Source organism: Saccharomonospora cyanea NA-134, from assembly GCF_000244975.1.
In the GTDB taxonomy this organism is placed as follows: Bacteria; Actinomycetota; Actinomycetes; order Mycobacteriales; family Pseudonocardiaceae; genus Saccharomonospora; species Saccharomonospora cyanea.
Map to the genome: position 1 here is coordinate 2,019,785 of NZ_CM001440.1, position 17,408 is coordinate 2,037,192.

A 17,408-nucleotide genomic window follows, 5' to 3' on the forward strand; every position below is an offset into this window, starting at 1 on the left:
GCTGCTGCGGGCGCGCGTACAGGAGTTGCGGACACGCGTGCGCAGGCTGCGCACACGGTGGAGGTGGGTCAGGTCAGCTTCGTGGTGCGGGTGGCCAGGCCCGTGGCGGCGAGGGCCCAGGCGGCCAGCACGGCCACGGCCGTCCAGCTCAGGGCTCCGTCGGCGAGGGCGGCGTGCAGGCCCTCCGCCAGCGCTCCCGAGGGCAGGTAGGGCACGACGGCGGCGAGGAACCCGGGCAGCGTGCCGGGACCGATCACGATACCGCCCGCGAGCAGCAGGACGAACCACACGATGTTGGCCAGGGCGAGCACGGCCTCCGCGCGCAGCGCACCGCCGAGTAGGACGCCGAGTGCGCCGAAGGCGACCGTGCCCACCACGAGCAACACGAGGGCGGCGGCGATCCCGGACGCGGAGGGCGACCAGCCGAGTGCCACGGCGGTGCCGCCGAGCACCACGACCTGGACGGCCACCACGACGAGAGCGGCGACGAGTTTGCCCAGCACGAGCAGCCAGCGCGGCAGCGCGGTGGCTGCGAGCCGCTTCAGCACTCCGTAGCGGCGGTCGAAACCGAGCGCGATGGCCTGCCCGGTGAAGGCCGACGACATCACGGCGAGTGCGAGGATGCGCGGGGCGACCCAGTCGACGCGCTGCGTGACGCCGTCGGGAACGGGCACGACGTCGAGCACGCTCAACCCCACGAGCAGTGCCAGCGGGATGAGCAGCGTGAGCAGGATCTGCTCGCCGTGACGCAGAGTGAGGCCGATCTCGGTACGGGCGTGCGTGAACAGCATCGTGCCGATCCGGCCGCGTCCCGGCGCCGGGGTGAACGTGCCGGGCTCGAAACGCGGTCGGCCCGCGGCTCGCATGGTGGTCACGCGCGTAGCTCCCGTCCGGTGAGTTCGAGGAAGACTTCCTCCAGGTCGCGCCTGCCGATGTGCAGCTCCTCCGCGAGTACGCCCTGCTGGGCACACCATGCCGTCACCGTGGAGATCACCTGCGGGTCGACGGCACCGCACACCCGGTAGCTGCCGGGCGAGGATTCCTTGACCAGGTAGCCCTCGGGCAGCGCCGCGGCCAGCAGGTCGGTGTCGAGCCCCGGTCGCGCGCGGAACCGCAGTTGCGCGTCGTCGGCGTGCTCGGCGGTGAGGTCGCTCGGTGAACCGGAGGCGACGACCCGGCCGCCGTCGACGATGACCACGGTGTCGGCCAGCGCCTCGGCCTCTTCCATGAGGTGGGTGGTGAGCAACACGCTCACGCCGTCGTCGCGCAACGCCGCGAGCAGCTCCCACACCAGGCGCCGGGCCTGTGGGTCCATGCCGGCGGTCGGTTCGTCCAGGAACACGAGTTCGGGGCGTCCGACCAGGGCGCACGCCAGTGACAGTCGCTGCTGCTGTCCGCCGGACAGCCGCTTGAACGGGGTGCGGCGCGCCGACGACAGCCCGAGCACGTCGAGAAGCCACTCGGAGTCCAACGGGTTCGCCGCGCAGGAGGCCACCAGCCGGAGCATGTCCGCCGCTCGCACACCGGGGTAGGCGCCACCACCCTGAGGCATGACACCGATGCGCGGGCGCAGCGCGGCACCGTCGCGGGCGGGATCGAGCCCCAGTACCCGGACGGTGCCCTCGTCGGGGTTCTGGAACCCCTCGCAGATCTCGACGGTGGTCGTCTTACCCGCTCCGTTGGGGCCGAGAAGGGCGAGCACCGTGGCCCGGGGCATCGTCAGGTCGAGGCCGGAAACGGCCGTGACGGCACCGAACCGTTTCACCAAGCCGGTGATTTCCACGGCCGTTGCTTCCACGACTGACAAGGGTAGAGCGAACGGGTCAGTGACCGACCGCCGGGCGACCGGCACGGCCGGACCGGCTGGGCTTTCCGGGGCGCCGCAGCAGCATCGGCGCGCGGCGCCATGCGATCAGCACCATGAGCGCGACGACGACCAGCGCGGCGACGAACGCCTGGTGGAGGATGTACGACCGGTTGTCGAACGGGCTTCCGGTGGGCGGGATGAGCAGGGCCAGGGTCGCGCTCACGACGGTGGCGGCGTTGCGGAACCGCGACGTGCCCGCCGCGGCGGCGAGCGGGATCACAGCCCACAGCAGCCACCACGGCTGCATCGACACGTGCAGCATCATGAAGGCGCCGAGCGAGACGCCCAGCCCGATGATCGGGCGGTACCGCCAGTGGAAGCTGTCCCACAGGAACTTCAACGTCACCGCGCCGGCCACGCCGTAGCCGAGCAGGCCGAGGATCGCGATGACCGACCCCGTGTGGTTGCCGAGACCCAGCACGATGCCGAGCACACCGCCGAGCTGGCCCAGCTCGGCCACGGGTGACAGCCAGCTCCACACCTTCGACGGTGTCTCCAGCGCCCCGATCCAGCCGAATCCGAGCCCGGTGCCGAAGCCGACGGCCAGGGTGACGGCCATGAACACGACGAGCATGACGACGGCCGCGACGGCGAGGTCGGCGAAGCGCCCCCGGCCCCGCCTCGCGATCATCACGCCGAAGAATCCGAGCGCCACGATGGCGTGGATCTTCACCATCGCCGCGAGCGAGATCACCACCGCGCCGAGCACGATGTAGGCCAGCTCGCCCCTGCCCCAGGGCGGTGGGGGTTCGCCCTTCACGCGGACGGCGAGCCTGCGCATGCCGAGCTCCAGGCCCGCGAGCATGAGCCCGATGCCGAGCGCTTCGTTGTGGGCGCCCGCCACCAGGTGGAACAGCACGAGTGGGTTGGCGGCACCCAGCCACAGGGCCGTGCCGGGGGCCACGCCGTAGCGGCGCGCCAGGCGCGGCAGCGCCCACACGATGAGTCCGAAGCCGACGAGGGCCACCAGGCGTTGCAGGAGGACACCGACGGCCACGTTCGTGCCGACGACGCCGCCCAGCCAGCTGCCGATCTCAAGGAACAGCGGTCCGTACGGTGCGGGGGTGTCGCGCCACATGTTCGACACGCCCGCGGTGAACGGGTCGGCCACGCCGAGTGCCTCGGCGGGCCCGAGGGCGTAGGGGTCGAACCCGCGCCGCACGATCTCGCTCTGCGCGAGGTAGCTGTAGACGTCCCGGGAGAACAGCGGGGGGATGACCAGCAGCGGCAGCGTCCAGGTGACGAGCGTGCGCAGCACCTGGCCCTGACTCGCGACCCGGTCGCGGCCGGGTCTGGCGAAGCGGCCCAGCCACAGCCAGGCGATCACCATCATCCCCATGCCGGTGAACGCGATCGCGACCGACACGGTGGGAATGCGGGTGAACAGCCGCAGGACCGGAATCTCCAGTACCGGGTTGAGGATCGGTGCCGCTCCAGCGCCGAGGGAGCCGAACGCCAGGAGCAGCGCTCCGACGATGCCGAAGCGGCGCGTCACTCCCAGCGCGCGTGTCTCATCGGCGTCGAGCGGGTCCGTCCCACCCGGGTCAACCGGTGATCGCGTCATGATCCCGCCCTTGCCCACAACCACGGGGGTGAGGGTATCGACTCCCGTCGCCACGTGAGTCCGGTCACTCGGCTTCGGGCCGACTTTGCCCCTGTTCCGGAAATACGACACACTTATGTTGTGAAAAAGCAGGGGACGTTCGACGAGCACGGTGGCGGTGCGCCGCCCGCCGTGCCGGACTCCTCTGCTCCGGTGACTCCGGTGATGACGGAGGGCCGGACCCGCCATGAGGTCGCCAGGCTCCTGCTGGAACAGGGGCCGTTGTCGGCCGCGGCCGTCGCCGAGCAGTTGGGCATCAGCGCCACCGCGGTGCGCAGGCACCTCGACGCGCTGGTGGCCGACGACGAGGCGCAGACGCGCCAGGCTTCCCGTCGCGGCCGTCGCGGTCGCGGCAGACCCGCCAAGCTCTTCCTGCTCACCGAGCAGGGTAGGGCCAGGTTCGGACACGCCTACGACGACCTCGCCGTCTCGGCCATCCGGTTTCTCGCCGAACATGCCGGGGAACAGGCCGTCAAGGCGTTCGCCGAACGTCGGGTGTCGGCCCTCGTGGGCCCGTACCGCGAGGCGGTGACCCGGCACGCCGACGCCGAGTCGAGGGCCGAGGCCCTTGCAAGCGCCCTCACCAGGGAGGGCTACGCTGCGTCGACCCGCAAGGTGGCGACACCGGGTTCGAACGCGGTGACGCACGGTGCGCAACTGTGCCAACACCACTGCCCGGTCGCGCACGTCGCAGCTGAGTTCCCGCAGCTGTGCGAGGCGGAGACCGAGGCGTTCGCCGAGCTGCTCGGCACACACGTGCAGCGGCTGGCGACGATCGCACGCGGCGACGCCGCGTGCACCACGCACGTACCCGCCGATCCGGTGGGTAGTGAAGGGAGCCGTCGACATCCGCCCCCCTCGGCCGACAGTGCCGTGGAGCACCAGGACATCGACAGTGCAACTCCGAACGGAGGGACTACCGCATGACTGCCGCTGCCGAGCAGCGCAATCCCACCACCGAGCCGCTGAGCCAGGAAGAGACCATCGAGGCTCTGGGCAAGTACCAGTTCGGTTGGGCCGACCCGGACACGGCGGGCGCGAGCGCCCGTCGAGGACTGAACGAGGACGTCGTCACCGACATCTCCGCGAAGAAGTCCGAGCCGGAGTGGATGCGCGAGACGCGCCTGAAGGCACTCAAGCTGTTCGAGCGCAAGCCGATGCCGAACTGGGGCGCCGACCTGTCGGGGATCGACTTCGACAACATCAAGTACTTCGTGCGCTCCACCGAGAAGCAGGCCACGAGCTGGGACGATCTGCCCGCCGACATCAAGAACACCTACGACAAGCTCGGTATCCCGGAGGCGGAGAAGCAGCGCCTCATCGCCGGTGTGGCCGCGCAGTACGAGTCCGAGGTCGTCTATCACCAGATCCGCGAGGACCTGGAGAAGCAGGGCGTCATCTTCCTCGACACCGACACCGGCCTGAGGGAGCACCCGGAGCTGTTCAAGGAGTACTTCGGCTCCGTCATCCCCGCGGGTGACAACAAGTTCTCCGCTCTGAACACGGCCGTGTGGTCCGGTGGGTCGTTCATCTACGTGCCGCCGGGTGTGCACGTCGACATCCCGCTGCAGGCCTACTTCCGGATCAACACCGAGAACATGGGCCAGTTCGAGCGCACGCTGATCATCGTCGACGAGGGCGCGTACGTGCACTACGTCGAGGGCTGCACGGCGCCGATCTACCAGTCGGACTCGCTGCACTCGGCCGTCGTGGAGATCATCGTGAAGAAGGGCGGCCGCTGCCGCTACACGACGATCCAGAACTGGTCGAACAACGTCTACAACCTGGTCACCAAGCGCGCCAAGGCCGAAGAGGGCGCCACCATGGAGTGGATCGACGGCAACATCGGCTCCAAGGTGACGATGAAGTACCCGTCGGTGTTCCTCATGGGCGAGCACGCCAAGGGCGAGGTGCTGTCCGTGGCGTTCGCCGGTGAGGGGCAGCACCAGGACGCGGGCGCCAAGATGGAGCACCTCGCGCCGCACACGTCCTCGACCATCGTGTCGAAGTCGGTGGCGCGCGGCGGTGGCCGTACCTCGTACCGGGGCCTCGTGAAGGTCGCGAAGCGGGCGTACAACTCCAAGTCCAGCGTGGTGTGTGACGCGCTGCTGGTGGACACGATCTCGCGGTCGGACACCTACCCGTACGTCGACATCCGCAACGACGACGTGTCGATGGGGCACGAGGCCACCGTGTCGAAGGTCAGCGAGGACCAACTGTTCTACCTGATGTCGCGCGGTCTCACCGAGGAAGAGGCGATGGCCATGGTGGTGCGCGGATTCGTCGAGCCCATCGCGCGCGAGCTGCCCATGGAGTACGCGCTCGAGCTGAACCGCCTGATCGAACTGCAGATGGAAGGAGCCGTCGGCTGACATGACGGTCGCCGAGAACACGAACACCGCCAACACCGCCGCCGCGGCCGAGGCGCTCGTGCCCGCCGCCTCCCGCGGTGAGCGGTTCACCTCCTACGACGTCGAGGCGTTCGAGGTACCGGGCGGTCGTGAGGAGAACTGGCGGTTCACGCCGATGAAGCGGCTGCGCGGCCTGCACGACGGGTCCGCGCCCGCCACGGGTGAGATCACTCTGGACGCCGAGGCGGCGCCCGAGGTCACGGTCGAGACGGTGGCGCGGGACGACGCGCGGCTCGGTGAGGCCGGCGTGCCCAGCGACCGCGTCGCGGCGCAGGCGTACTCGTCCTTCGAGAAGGCCACGCTGATCACCGTGCCGAAGGAGACCAAGGCGTCGACCCGCACCCTGGTCCGGTTGACCGGACCCGGCGAGGGCAAGACCGCCTACGGGCACGTGCAGGTGCGGGCGGAGCGGTTCGCCGAGGCCGCGATCGTGCTCGACCACGTGGGTTCCGGCACCTACGCCGACAACATCGAGTTCGTGATCGGCGACGGCGCGAACCTCACCGTCGTCAGCGTGCAGGACTGGGCCGACGACGCGGTGCACGTGTCCGAGCAGCACCTGAAGCTCGGCCGCGACGCGACGCTGAAGCACATCGTCGTCACCCTGGGCGGCGACCTCGTGCGCGTGAGCCCCACGGCCACGTTCTCCGGCCCCGGAGGCAGCGTCGAGATGCTCGGGCTGAACTTCGCGGACTCGGGCCAGCACCAGGAGCACCGTCTCTTCGTCGACCACGCGGTGCCGCACTGCAAGTCGAACGTGCTCTACAAGGGCGCCCTGCAGGGCGACGACGCGCACTCGGTGTGGATCGGTGACGTGCTCATCCGGGCCGCCGCGGAAGGTACGGAGACGTTCGAGCTGAACCGCAATCTCGTCCTCACCCAGGGCGCTCGCGCCGACTCGGTGCCGAACCTGGAGATCGAGACGGGCGAGATCGAGGGCGCGGGCCACGCCAGCGCCACGGGAAGGTTCGACGACGAGCAGTTGTTCTACCTGCAGTCGCGGGGCATCGCGGAGGAGCAGGCGCGCAGGCTCGTCGTGCGCGGGTTCTTCCACGAGATCCTCATGAAGATCGACATCCCCGAGGTGCGCGAGCGCCTCGAGGCCGCGATCGAGGAGGAGCTCCAGGCCATCGGTGCCTGAGCCGGCCCGACCACGAAGCTGACCACGCTCACGAAGACTCACGGAAAGATCGAAGAGAAGGCATGGCCACACTGGAAATCAAGGATCTGCGGGCCGACGTCGTCACCGACGAGGGCAACAAGGAGATCCTCAAGGGCGTCAACCTGACGATCCGCTCGGGCGAGACCCACGCGATCATGGGCCCGAACGGCTCCGGCAAGTCGACCCTGTCCTACGCCATCGCCGGGCACCCCAAGTACGAGGTGACCTCGGGCGAGGTGCTGCTGGACGGCGAGAACGTGCTGGACATGAGCGTCGACGAGCGTGCCCGCGCCGGTCTGTTCCTGGCGATGCAGTACCCGGTCGAGGTGCCGGGCGTGTCGATGTCCAACTTCCTGCGCTCGGCCGCCACCGCGGTGCGCGGCGAGGCGCCGAAGCTGCGCCACTGGGTCAAGGAAGTCAAGGACGAGATGGGCAAGCTCGACATCGCGCCCGAGTTCGCCGAGCGCAGCGTCAACGAGGGCTTCTCCGGCGGTGAGAAGAAGCGCCACGAGATCCTCCAGCTCGCGCTGCTCAAGCCGAAGATCGCCGTGCTCGACGAGACCGACTCGGGCCTGGACGTCGACGCGCTGCGCGTGGTGTCGGACGCCGTGAACGACTACAAGGCGAACAACGAGGTCGGCGTCATGCTGATCACCCACTACACGCGCATCCTCAAGCACATCCAGCCGGACTTCGTGCACGTGTTCGCCGGCGGCAAGGTCGTCGAGTCGGGCGGCAAGGAGCTGGCGGATGAGCTGGAGGAGAACGGGTACGTGAAGTACACCGGCGACAAGGCCGCTGTCTGACGCGGGTGGACAGGGAACGTCGAAAGGAGTTGGCGCGATGACCAGCACGGACTCGCGGCCACTGGAGATCACGGCGGTGCGCGCCGACTTCCCGATCCTGTCCCGCACCGTTCGCGACGGCAAACCGCTGGTGTACCTCGACTCCGGTGCGACCTCTCAGCGCCCGAGGCCGGTGCTCGACGCGGAGCGACGGTTCGTGGAGACGTCCAACGCGGCCGTGCACCGGGGTGCGCACCAGCTGTCGGAGGAAGCGACCGACGCCTACGAGGGCGCGCGAGCGAAGATCGCCGCCTTCGTGGGGGTCTCGCCGGGCGAGGTGGTGTTCACGAAGAACGCCACGGAGGGCATCAACCTCGTCGCGTACGCCATGAGCAACGCCGCCACGGCGGGCCCGGAGGCGGAGCGCTTCACCCTCAAGCCGGGTGACGAGGTCGTCGTCACTGAGATGGAGCACCACGCCAACCTGGTGCCCTGGCAGCAGTTGTGCCAGCGCACCGGTGCCACGCTGCGTTGGTTCGGTGTCACTGGTGACGGCAGGCTCGACCTGTCGCAGCTCGACGAGCTGATCACCGAGCGCACGAAGGTGGTGGCGTTCGCGCACCAGTCGAACGTGCTCGGCACGGTCAACCCGGTGGAGACGCTGGTTCGCAAAGCCCACGAGGTGGGTGCGCTGGTGGTGCTCGACGCATGCCAGTCGGTGCCGCACTTCGCGGTGGACTTCGCCGAACTGGGTGTGGACTTCGCGGTGTTCTCGGGGCACAAGATGCTCGGCCCGTCCGGCATCGGTGTGCTCTACGGTCGGCGCGAGCTGCTGGAGGCCATGCCTCCGTTCCTCACCGGCGGATCGATGATCGAGCTGGTGCGGATGGAGGGGTCGACCTTCGCCCCGCCGCCGCAGCGGTTCGAGGCCGGGGTGCCCATGACCTCCCAGGCGATCGGGCTCGGCGCGGCCGTGGACTATCTGAACGCGATCGGCATGGACCGCGTCGCCGCGCACGAACACCTGCTCGTGGAGCGGGCCCTGGAGGGACTGCGGTCCTTGCCGGGCGTGCGGGTCATCGGTCCGCAGGACACCGTCGACCGGGGTGCCACCGTGGCGTTCGTGGTGGACGACGTGCACCCACACGACGTGGGCCAGGTGCTGGACAGCCTCGGCATCGCCGTGCGGGTCGGGCACCACTGTGCGTGGCCGCTGCACCGCTCGTGCGGTGTTCCCGCGACGGCCAGGGCGTCGTTCTACCTCTACAACGAGGAGTCCGAGGTGGATGCGTTCGTTGAGGGTGTGCGCGAGGCACAGCGGTTCTTCGGTGTGGGGGGAGCGGTCTGATGGACCTCGAATCCATGTACCAGGAGATCATCCTGGACCACTACAAGAACCCGCACGCCCGCGGCCTTCGTGACCCGTACGACGCCGAGTCGTTCCAGGTGAATCCCACCTGCGGCGACGAGGTGACGTTGCGGGTGCGGCTCGAAGGCGACCTCGTGGCCGACGTGTCGTACGAGGGTCAGGGGTGTTCGATCAGCCAGGCGTCGACGTCGGTGCTGACGGACCTCGTCATCGGGCGGCCGCTCGACGAGGCACTCGTGAAGCTGGAGGCGTTCACCCAGCTCATGCAGAGCCGTGGTGATGTCGAGCCCGACGAGGACGTGCTGGAGGACGGCGTCGCGTTCGTCGGCGTCGCGAAGTATCCGGCCCGGGTGAAGTGCGCCTTGCTCGGCTGGATGGCATTCAAGGATGCTGTGGGCAGGACGTCGACCAGTGAGGTGACAGCACGATGAGCGAGACCGGGACGGCCGACCACCGCGAGGGTCGCACGGCGGCGGACCTGCCGGAGCAGACGCAGCCCGCCCCGAGCGGTGACGTGGCCAAGATCGAGGACATCGAGGAGGCCATGCGCGACGTCGTCGACCCCGAACTCGGGATCAACGTCGTCGACCTCGGGCTGGTCTACGACATCCGTGTCGACGAGGAGAACACGGCCACCATCGACATGACGTTGACGTCGGCGGCCTGCCCGCTGACCGACGTCATCGAGGACCAGACGGCATCGGTGCTCACCGGGGCCACTCCCGTGGTGAAGGATTTCCGGATCAACTGGGTCTGGATGCCGCCGTGGGGTCCCGAGAAGATCACCGAGGACGGCCGCGAGCAGTTGAGGGCGCTGGGCTTCACGGTCTGAGCCGTCCCTGGACTGCGAACACGCGTCGACAAACTGCGGACACGCCGGTGGGTGGAAACCTCGCCGGCGTGTCCGCATTCTGTGTACGGGTGTTCGCAGCCTGCGTACGCCGTCAGGACTCGTCAGGATCGTCGTGTTGGGCACGGAACGCGAGGAACAACAGGCGTAGTCCCACGAGGGCGCTGACGACCAGCAGGTTGTAGCCGAGAAGCTGGTGCAGTGTCACGTCGGGCAGCACGGCCGGACCTCCACCCCCGGTGAGCAGCAGAACGGACATGAGCCCGGTCGCCGCGCCGAGGAACGCCAGCAACACCTCGTGCAGCCACCGCGTGACCTGGCGGCGGTCGCGTGGGTCGGCCAGCAGCCGCACGTTCACCGACAGCCTGCCCTGTTCCAGCGCGCCGGTGATGCGGTCCACCCTGCGGGGAAGCCGCCGCAGCAGCGGGAGGACGCTGAGCAGTTCGCGTGCCATGGCGTCCCTCACCGAGGTGGGCTGCAGCCGGGCGTCGATCTCGTCCGCCGCGAACGCGCGCGCAGCACCGAGGAGGTCGAACTCGGGGGCCAGGGCCGTGAGAGTGCCCTCCAGTGTCGCGAGCGCACGGAACACCGCGGCTATCGGCGCGGGAACGGAGAGCCGGAACTCCGCGACGAGCCGGAACAGATCGGTGAACAGCGCGGCGTCCGGGCCGGCGCCGCTCTGCAGGTGCTGCGCGAGGAGTCCGCCGAGCGCGCGTTCGAGCCGTTGCTCGTCGAGGTCGTCCGGATGTTCGAGGACCAGCAGCAGGCTGTCGCGCAACGCCGCCGGATCACTGCGGTCGACCGCCACGAACAGTGACCGCAGGCCTTCGCGCAACCCGAGGTCGAGCCGTCCGACGGAGCCGAAGTCGAGCAGGCCGAGGGTGCCGTCGTGCACGAGCACGTTGCCCGGATGCGGATCGGCGTGGAACGTGCCCGCGTCGAGGATCTGGCGCAACAGGCAGGTCAGTAACGCGGTGGCCAGGCCGCGCCGCTCGTCGCGGTCGTCCGGTAGGCGGGCCTGGGTCACCGGAGTGCCCTGGAGCCGTTCCATGACGAGCACGCGCTCCGTCGTCCACTCCGGATGCGGGCGGGGGATGCGCACGGCAGCCTTCGGTGTCGCCGCGGCGGCCTTGGCGATGGCTTCGGCGTTGCGGGCCTCGATGCGGAAGTCGAGCTCCTCGAACAGGGCGGAGGCGAAGCCGTCGGCGAGGTCGAGCACGCCGAGTGCGCGGGCCCACGCCGCGCGGCGGTGCAGTGTTCTGGCGAGCTGGGTGACGATGTCGATGTCCCGCTCCACCCGTTCCCGGATGTCGGGACGCTGCACTTTCACGACCACCTCCTCACCGCTGTGCAGGCGGGCGCGGTACACCTGTGCGATCGAGGCCGACGCCAGCGGTTCGGAGTCGAACTCGGCGAACACCTCGTGCACGGGTCTGCCGAGTTCGTCGCGCAGGACGCGCTCGATCTCCGCCTGCGGGGCCGCGGTGACCTGACTCTGCAGGCGGCTCAGCTCGTCGATGAACGAGGGCGGCAACAGGTCGGTGCGGGTGGACAGCACCTGACCCAGTTTGACGAACGTGACCCCGGCTTCCTCCAGCGCGCGACGCAGCGACCGGGCCAGAGTGGCCTGCCGGACGTCGGTGTCGTGGCCGGCGCGTCGTCCGGCGAGGTACGGCCCGAGGCCGTGGCGGACGGCGATGGTCGTGATGCGCGAGTAGCGGCGGGTGCGGGAGGCACGGCGCCGCAGGGCTCGGATCCTGCCGATCGGTCCGAGTCCGGAACCGCTGGGGAACGCCATCTCGGCGACGAACAGGAACACGAGCGTGGCCAGGAATCCCACGCCCGCCACCGGGATGAGCAGCCAGAACCCGACGCTGGGGTCTTCGCGGACCTCGAACAGCGGCAATCGTGACACGACGAAACCCGCGATCGCCCACCCGAACAGGGCGGCGGCGAAGGCCCGCACGGTGCCGATCGGCACGCCGAGAACCCGTCGGGAGGCCACCACGAGTGGCCACAGCATCAACAGGTAGAGCGGCAGACTCAGAACAGCGAGCAACACCGAGGACATCGACGACCCTGAAGATCCGGCCCGGAACGGGCAGCGCGGCAGTGTGACCGCCGACAGTACCGTATCCGGCCGAACGTCCGTGAGCTGCGAGCACGCGTCCATGGCCCGCGGACAGGGCGGGGAGCGTGCCGTTCTCCGGTGTGTCCGGGGCTCCGCGAGGGCCTTCCGGCAGGGAACGACGGAACCGATCGGGCAGGCGGACCGGCAAGCTGCCGTCCGTACACACTGTCCGAACCCGACTGTCGCGCTCGGCCGGCACGCCGACCGGACGTGCGCCTCCGTCTGCTTCGGACGGTTTTTCCGAGGCGGTCGGAGGCGGTCGGAGGCGCCCGGCGAGCAGCGCGGAGCCGTTCTGGCAGGCTTGCCGTATGGCACGGTGGTTGTTCGGGTGGTTCGCCCGTCCCGCGACCTATCGCCGGTGGGTGTACTTCATCCTCGGCGGCGCGCTCTTCGTGCCGTTCCTGCTGTTCGGGGCGGTGCTCGTGCCTGCGGTCGTACCGGTGGCCGCCACCGCGCTCGGCGCACTGCTGATCGGTGGCGGTGCCGCGTTGCTGGTGCTCGGCGCGGTGGGGTTCCTGCCCGCCGTGCGGGTGCTGGAGGGCGCGGCCGTGCGGGAACTGCTCGACGACCCGGTGCCCGACGCCGAGTTCGGCGCGACCGACGACTGGTCGGTGCGTGTGCGGTCGGCGGTGATGTTCGCCGCGCACGTTCTCGCGGGTGGTGTGCTGAGCACACTGAGTCTCGCACTACCGGTGCTCGTGGCGATGACGATCCCGGTGCCGTTCACCGGGCGGATCTCGCTAGGGGTTCCCGAGCCGGTGCTCGTGCCGCGAGGCTGGGCTGGAGCGTGGATACCGGTGCTGGCCGTGCTGACGACGCTGGCGCTGGTGCCGGTGGTGGCCACCTCCGGGGCGGTGTTCCGGCGGATGGCGGTCTCCCTGCTGGGGCCGAGCGTCGCCGATCGGATCGCGCGGCTGGAACGCAGGACCGACCGGTTGCTCGAACGCACGCGGCTCGCGCGGGAACTGCACGACTCGGTGGGGCACGCGCTCAGCATCGTCGCAGTGCAGGCGGGCGCCGCCAGGCGGCTGCTGCGAAGGGACGCGGATGCCTCCGAAACGGCCCTCGAAGCGATCGAGGCCGCGGCGAGGGCCGCCCTCGACGACCTCGACCACGTGCTCGGGCTGCTGCGCGAGGACGGCGAGGCGGTGTCGCGGGCACCGCGGGCCGGGCTGAGTGACCTACCCGCGCTGCTGTCGGCCACCAGGCTCGCCGGGGTGTCGGTCGACGCCGACGTCCGGGGTGATCCGGAGGCCGTCGCGCCCGTGGTGTCGCGCGAGGCGTACCGCATCGTGCAGGAATGCCTGACCAACGCCGTCCGCCACGCCGGTAGGGTGCCGGTGACCGTGCGAGTGGAGGTCATCGGACCGACGGTCGCGATCACGGTGCGCAACCGGATCGCCGACCCCGGCCGGGCGCGAGGTGGGCGCGGCGGGAGAGGACTGCGGGGGATGAGGGAGCGCGTCGACGTGCTCGGGGGGACGCTGGAGGCGGGCCCCGATGCGGACGACTGGGTGGTCGACGTGCGGCTGCCCACGGGAAGGGCGGCGTCGTGACGCGGACGATCGGTGTCGTGCTCGTGGACGACGAGCCGCTCATCAGGACGGGGCTGCGAGCGATCCTGGAGTCGGAGGACGATCTGGCCGTGGTGGGCGAGGCGGCCGACGGCGCCGAGGTGGCCGGCCTGGTGCGCCGCGTACGTCCCGACGTCGTGCTGATGGACGTGCGCATGCCGGTCGTCGACGGCATCGCGGCCACCGAACACCTCCTGTCCGTGGTGCCGGACCCGCCGAAGATCATCGTGGTGACCACGTTCGACAACGACGACTACGTCTACTCGGCGCTGCGGGCGGGCGCCAGCGGTTTCGTGCTGAAACGCGCTCGCCCCGAGGAACTCGTCGCGGCCGTGCGGACGGTGTGCGCGGGCGACTCGCTGCTGTACCCGTCGGCGTTGCGGCGGATGGCGGCCCGGCACGCCGTGACCGGGTCGCGGTTGCGGGAGGCGGGGCTCACCGAACGGGAGCGGCAGGTGCTGCGGCTGATGGCCGCGGGCTTGTCCAACGCCGAGGTCGCGGGCGAGCTGTTCCTCGGCGTCGAGACGGTGAAGACCTACGTCGGCAACGTCCTCGCGAAGCTCGGGGCCCGCGACCGTACCCAGGCGGTGATCGCGGCGTACGAGTCGGGATTCGTGTCTCCGGGCGGAGACCGGCGATGACGTCGGTTCGCGAACCGGGTTCTCACGTACGGTGTGGGGCATGGTGAGCGTGGTAACGCCCCCCGATCCCCGCGCCAGGCGCCGGGACGAGGCGGCGGAATCGGGTGGGTTCGCCGAACTGCAGTCCAGCCCGTTCCGGGTCGACCGCGACCGGCTGGTCGCCTCCCCGTTCTTCGCCCGGCTGAGCGGGGTGACGCAGGTGGTCAGTGCGGGTGGCTCGGCGCTGCTGCACAACCGCCTCACCCACAGTCTCAAGGTCGCCCAGGTGGCCCGGTCGATCGCCGAACGCATCTCCTCGGCCGAGGACACGCGCGCGCTCGTCGCCAAACTCGGCGGTTGTGATCCCGACGTGGCGGAGGCCGCGGCACTCGGCCACGATCTCGGGCATCCGCCGTTCGGCCATCTCGGGGAACAGGTGCTCGACCGCATCGCCCGCCACCGGTACGGGCTGGCCGACGGGTTCGAAGGCAACGCCCAGACGTTCCGGATCGTCACCACCACCGAGGTGGGCGGCCCGGTACCTCGCGGCCTGAACCTCACGGCAGCGGTCCGCGCGTCGCTGCTGAAGTACCCGTGGGCGCGCCTGCACCGTCCGCGGCCTCACCCGTCCGCGTTGCCCGTACCGCCTCGCGGTGCCGCCGAGCCGCCGCAGGCTCCCGGTTCGGGCTCGGCCAAGTTCTCCGCCTACTCCACCGAGCTGGACGAGCTGGAGGCGTGCCGGGCACCGTTCGCCGACAGGATCGAGTACTGGCAGCAGACGGTGGAGGCGTCGGTGATGGACCTCGCCGACGACATCGCGTACGCCATCCACGATCTGCAGGACTTCCACCGCATCGGCGTGCTGCAACACGCGGCGGTGGCCACGGAACTGGGTCACTGGTTGTCGCGGAGCAGTGAACTCGCCGTGCTGCCCGAGGCCGAGCTCGTCGAGACGCACCGCAAGCCGGGACGTTCGCTGGAGCACCTGCGTCGCCGCCTGCACGCCAAGGACTCCTGGATCGCCGACGCCGGAGCGTTCGCCGATGCGGTCGCCCGCGTGCGCGCCGAGCTGGTGGACGAGCTGCTCGGCATCCCGTTCGACGGGTCGGTGGAGGCCGAGCAGGCCACCGCTCGGTTCTCGGCGCGCTGGACCGCGCGGCTGGCGGACGGGGTGGTCGTCACACCGTCACCCTCACCCCGCACCGGTCACGTCACCCTCGCCCCCGCGCAGTGGCACGAGGTGCAGGTGCTCAAGTTCGTCCACAAGCGGTTCGTGTTGCAGCGCCCCGACCTGGCACTGCACCAGCGGGGACAGGCGAGTCTGATCGTCACGCTGGTGGACGCGCTGGACGCGTGGCTGACCGACCGCGAGGAGGCCTCCCGGCTGCCGCGCAGGCTGCACGACCTCGTCGAGCTGGCGCAGGCCGAGTACGGCGAACTCGCCGACGACGCGCCCGAGCTGCTGGTGGGTGCCACGGGGGAGCCGGTGCGCGGCGCCGACGCGGTGCGGGCCCTGGCGCGGGGCAGGGCGGTGATCGACTTCGTGGCTTCGCTCACGGACCAGCAGGCGGCGGCCATGCTCGACGCGATCTCGGGCCGCTCGGCACAACCGTGGGCGGAACCGTCGGTGCTCTGACCGTCAGCGCGTGGGCTGCGCGGGAACGGTGGGCAGCAGGTCCGCGACGTCGGCGTGCAACTGGGCGAGGCCCTGGTCGAAGGTCGCGATCCGGCCGCCGCGCGACCGCGCGAGTTGTGCGAGGTAGGAGTCGGTCACCTGTCGATGTCCGGGGACGCCGTTCAGCGGCACTTCGCCGTAACTGATCGTGTCGGGCCGGAACTCGTACCGCTCGTCGTCCTTCAGCGCGTCGAGAACGAGCCGGGCGGTGTCCGCCGACTGCCCTTCGTGGATCAGCAGCCGGAGGAGACCGCCCTCCGTGGCCGGGCACGTGGCGAATCCACCGTCGGAGTCCGCGAACCACTTCTCGGCGACGTCATGGTGGACATGATCGGCGACCACGAGAGCGATCAGGACGTTTCGCGTCGAGCAGCGTGGTCACCGCTCGTCCTCCAGGGAACGGACGTCGTCCGTGGTGATGACTCTGCCGAGAGTGACCACGGGAAGCCCGGTCCTGGCGCTACGCGTCGTCTCGGCTGGCTTGACCTGGCCCAGCCCCCGGCGCATGAGTTCCGAGACGATCTCGCTCAAGGTACGGGAGGTGTCCCGCGCGAGGGACTGGGCCTGCCGGTACAGGTCGTCGGGCAGATCGATGGCCGTCCTCATGCCACGAAGCGTAGTTTCAGAACATCACGATGCGCGGAGATCGGAGTACGGATGGCGCGCAAACGGCAGGTGCCGGGCGGTGGGACGGCCGTCGAGGTGGAGCCGGAGCGACTGGCCCGGTGGTTCGATCGCTTCGCCGAGCGCAACGACGGCGTGGCGAACACCGAGCTCGACCCGGGACAGGTGCGTGTCGTGGGCGGTAACGGCGTCACCGCGACGGTCTCCGTGCCGTTCGAGCCGCTCGCCGTCGAACCCGGTACCCGGCACGACGGTGCGGCCGTGGAAGTCCTGGTCGACCACGTGCGCAGACCACGCCGTATCGGCCTGCTGCTCGTACGGCTCGGCGGGCACAGCGTCGGCGTCGCCGAGGGTGGGCGGGTCACGGTGTCCCGTACCGACCGTCACCTGGTGCACGGGCGCAGCGCCGCAGGAGGGTGGTCGCAGCAGCGGTTCGCTCGCCGCCGCGACGGCCAGGCACGACAGGCGTTGCGCGCGGCGGCCGACGATACCGCCGACGTCCTCGGCGCCCGTGTCGCCGAGCTCGACGCCGTCGTACTCGGGGGTGACCGCCGGGCCCTGGAGGAGCTGCGAGCGGATCGGAGGCTCGCCGCGGTCTTCGCCAAGGCGGAACCCCGCGTGCTCGACGTGGCCGAACCGCGTCGCTCGGTGCTCGACGACGCGGCCGAGCGCGCACGTGCCGTGGAGATCATCGTGCGGTGACCCACGCCACCGTCGCGGAAAACGACTGGACACCC

At 70.2% G+C, this 17,408-nt stretch carries 17 protein-coding genes; 11 read left to right on the forward strand and 6 right to left on the reverse strand.

Annotated elements, in window-relative coordinates; translation table 11 throughout:
- Positions 1–68: 68 nt before the first annotated feature.
- The 3 genes from SACCYDRAFT_RS09690 to mptB are packed head-to-tail and all read right to left on the reverse strand — an operon-like array spanning position 69 to position 3,431.
- Entirely contained in the window at positions 69–875 is an 807-nt protein-coding gene (locus SACCYDRAFT_RS09690; protein WP_005455762.1) for an ABC transporter permease, read from the reverse strand.
- The gene (locus SACCYDRAFT_RS09695) at positions 872–1,798 is read right to left on the reverse strand and encodes an ABC transporter ATP-binding protein (RefSeq protein WP_043537181.1); all 927 of its coding nucleotides are present in this window, start codon (positions 1,796–1,798) and stop codon (positions 872–874) included. The genes SACCYDRAFT_RS09690 and SACCYDRAFT_RS09695 overlap by 4 nt, the downstream gene beginning before the upstream one ends.
- A 25-nt stretch (positions 1,799–1,823) precedes the next feature.
- Positions 1,824–3,431: a polyprenol phosphomannose-dependent alpha 1,6 mannosyltransferase MptB gene (gene mptB / locus SACCYDRAFT_RS09700; RefSeq protein WP_043537182.1), complete on the reverse strand. Its 1,608-nt coding sequence runs from the start codon at positions 3,429–3,431 to the stop codon at positions 1,824–1,826.
- 120 nt (positions 3,432–3,551) lie between these two features.
- Between mptB and SACCYDRAFT_RS09705 the strand changes: the two genes are divergently transcribed.
- The 7 genes from SACCYDRAFT_RS09705 (at position 3,552) to SACCYDRAFT_RS09735 (ending at position 10,029) form a co-directional block, all read left to right on the forward strand.
- Positions 3,552–4,397 carry a helix-turn-helix transcriptional regulator gene (locus tag SACCYDRAFT_RS09705; protein WP_005455768.1) on the forward strand — a complete coding sequence of 282 codons (846 nt, stop codon included), beginning with the start codon at positions 3,552–3,554 and terminating at the stop codon, positions 4,395–4,397.
- Positions 4,394–5,842: a Fe-S cluster assembly protein SufB gene (gene sufB / locus SACCYDRAFT_RS09710; RefSeq protein WP_005455769.1), complete on the forward strand. Its 1,449-nt coding sequence runs from the start codon at positions 4,394–4,396 to the stop codon at positions 5,840–5,842. The genes SACCYDRAFT_RS09705 and sufB overlap by 4 nt, the downstream gene beginning before the upstream one ends.
- Position 5,843: 1 nt before the next feature.
- Positions 5,844–7,022 (forward strand): Fe-S cluster assembly protein SufD, encoded by a 1,179-nt coding sequence (gene sufD, locus SACCYDRAFT_RS09715; RefSeq protein ID WP_005455771.1) that lies wholly within the window; start codon positions 5,844–5,846, stop codon positions 7,020–7,022.
- Between the two features lie 62 nt (positions 7,023–7,084).
- On the forward strand, positions 7,085–7,849 hold the full coding sequence (sufC, locus tag SACCYDRAFT_RS09720; RefSeq protein ID WP_005455772.1) for a Fe-S cluster assembly ATPase SufC: 765 nt from the start codon (positions 7,085–7,087) through the stop codon (positions 7,847–7,849).
- Positions 7,850–7,886: 37 nt separating this feature from the next.
- Positions 7,887–9,176 carry a cysteine desulfurase gene (locus SACCYDRAFT_RS09725; RefSeq protein WP_005455774.1) on the forward strand — a complete coding sequence of 430 codons (1,290 nt, stop codon included), beginning with the start codon at positions 7,887–7,889 and terminating at the stop codon, positions 9,174–9,176.
- Entirely contained in the window at positions 9,176–9,628 is a 453-nt protein-coding gene (gene sufU, locus SACCYDRAFT_RS09730; protein ID WP_005455776.1) for a Fe-S cluster assembly sulfur transfer protein SufU, read from the forward strand. Before SACCYDRAFT_RS09725 ends, sufU begins: the two co-directional genes overlap by 1 nt.
- Entirely contained in the window at positions 9,625–10,029 is a 405-nt protein-coding gene (locus tag SACCYDRAFT_RS09735; RefSeq protein ID WP_005455778.1) for a metal-sulfur cluster assembly factor, read from the forward strand. The genes sufU and SACCYDRAFT_RS09735 overlap by 4 nt, the downstream gene beginning before the upstream one ends.
- A gap of 112 nt (positions 10,030–10,141) precedes the next feature.
- On the opposite strand, the gene SACCYDRAFT_RS09740 is transcribed toward SACCYDRAFT_RS09735, so the two are convergent.
- On the reverse strand, positions 10,142–12,118 hold the full coding sequence (locus tag SACCYDRAFT_RS09740; protein ID WP_005455780.1) for an ABC1 kinase family protein: 1,977 nt from the start codon (positions 12,116–12,118) through the stop codon (positions 10,142–10,144).
- Between the two features lie 368 nt (positions 12,119–12,486).
- Between SACCYDRAFT_RS09740 and SACCYDRAFT_RS09745 the strand changes: the two genes are divergently transcribed.
- Genes SACCYDRAFT_RS09745 through SACCYDRAFT_RS09755 form a run of 3 tightly spaced genes read left to right on the forward strand, consistent with a single transcriptional unit; the run spans position 12,487 to position 16,008 of the window.
- Positions 12,487–13,734, forward strand: a complete 1,248-nt coding sequence (locus SACCYDRAFT_RS09745) for a sensor histidine kinase (protein ID WP_005455782.1) — start codon at positions 12,487–12,489, stop codon at positions 13,732–13,734.
- Positions 13,731–14,393, forward strand: a complete 663-nt coding sequence (locus SACCYDRAFT_RS09750) for a response regulator transcription factor (protein WP_005455783.1) — start codon at positions 13,731–13,733, stop codon at positions 14,391–14,393. Before SACCYDRAFT_RS09745 ends, SACCYDRAFT_RS09750 begins: the two co-directional genes overlap by 4 nt.
- 40 nt (positions 14,394–14,433) lie before the next feature.
- Positions 14,434–16,008, forward strand: a complete 1,575-nt coding sequence (locus SACCYDRAFT_RS09755) for a deoxyguanosinetriphosphate triphosphohydrolase family protein (RefSeq protein WP_005455785.1) — start codon at positions 14,434–14,436, stop codon at positions 16,006–16,008.
- Positions 16,009–16,011: 3 nt separating this feature from the next.
- Here the strand turns inward: SACCYDRAFT_RS09755 and SACCYDRAFT_RS09760 are convergent, their stop codons facing one another.
- Together SACCYDRAFT_RS09760 and SACCYDRAFT_RS09765 are read right to left on the reverse strand one after the other, a co-directional pair.
- Entirely contained in the window at positions 16,012–16,389 is a 378-nt protein-coding gene (locus tag SACCYDRAFT_RS09760) for a TA system VapC family ribonuclease toxin (protein ID WP_005455787.1), read from the reverse strand.
- Positions 16,390–16,425: 36 nt separating this feature from the next.
- On the reverse strand, positions 16,426–16,653 hold the full coding sequence (locus SACCYDRAFT_RS09765; RefSeq protein ID WP_005455789.1) for a hypothetical protein: 228 nt from the start codon (positions 16,651–16,653) through the stop codon (positions 16,426–16,428).
- A gap of 51 nt (positions 16,654–16,704) precedes the next feature.
- On the opposite strand from SACCYDRAFT_RS09765, the gene SACCYDRAFT_RS09770 reads away from it, so the two are divergent.
- The gene (locus tag SACCYDRAFT_RS09770) at positions 16,705–17,373 is read left to right on the forward strand and encodes an acVLRF1 family peptidyl-tRNA hydrolase (RefSeq protein WP_005455791.1); all 669 of its coding nucleotides are present in this window, start codon (positions 16,705–16,707) and stop codon (positions 17,371–17,373) included.
- Positions 17,374–17,408: the final 35 nt, after the last annotated feature.

Bases quoted from the DNA above. Each gene is read 5' to 3' on its own strand.
- SACCYDRAFT_RS09755 (WP_005455785.1), top strand. From the start codon at position 14,434: ATGGTGAGCGTGGTAACGCCCCCCGATCCCCGCGCCAGGCGCCGGGAC.
- sufU (WP_005455776.1), top strand. From the start codon at position 9,176: ATGGACCTCGAATCCATGTACCAGGAGATCATCCTGGACCACTACAAG.
- sufD (WP_005455771.1), top strand. From the start codon at position 5,844: ATGACGGTCGCCGAGAACACGAACACCGCCAACACCGCCGCCGCGGCC.
- SACCYDRAFT_RS09725 (WP_005455774.1), top strand. From the start codon at position 7,887: ATGACCAGCACGGACTCGCGGCCACTGGAGATCACGGCGGTGCGCGCC.
- SACCYDRAFT_RS09745 (WP_005455782.1), top strand. From the start codon at position 12,487: ATGGCACGGTGGTTGTTCGGGTGGTTCGCCCGTCCCGCGACCTATCGC.
- sufB (WP_005455769.1), top strand. From the start codon at position 4,394: ATGACTGCCGCTGCCGAGCAGCGCAATCCCACCACCGAGCCGCTGAGC.
- SACCYDRAFT_RS09770 (WP_005455791.1), top strand. From the start codon at position 16,705: ATGGCGCGCAAACGGCAGGTGCCGGGCGGTGGGACGGCCGTCGAGGTG.
- SACCYDRAFT_RS09765 (WP_005455789.1), bottom strand. From the start codon at position 16,653: ATGAGGACGGCCATCGATCTGCCCGACGACCTGTACCGGCAGGCCCAG.
- SACCYDRAFT_RS09740 (WP_005455780.1), bottom strand. From the start codon at position 12,118: ATGTCCTCGGTGTTGCTCGCTGTTCTGAGTCTGCCGCTCTACCTGTTG.
- sufC (WP_005455772.1), top strand. From the start codon at position 7,085: ATGGCCACACTGGAAATCAAGGATCTGCGGGCCGACGTCGTCACCGAC.
- mptB (WP_043537182.1), bottom strand. From the start codon at position 3,431: ATGACGCGATCACCGGTTGACCCGGGTGGGACGGACCCGCTCGACGCC.
- SACCYDRAFT_RS09735 (WP_005455778.1), top strand. From the start codon at position 9,625: ATGAGCGAGACCGGGACGGCCGACCACCGCGAGGGTCGCACGGCGGCG.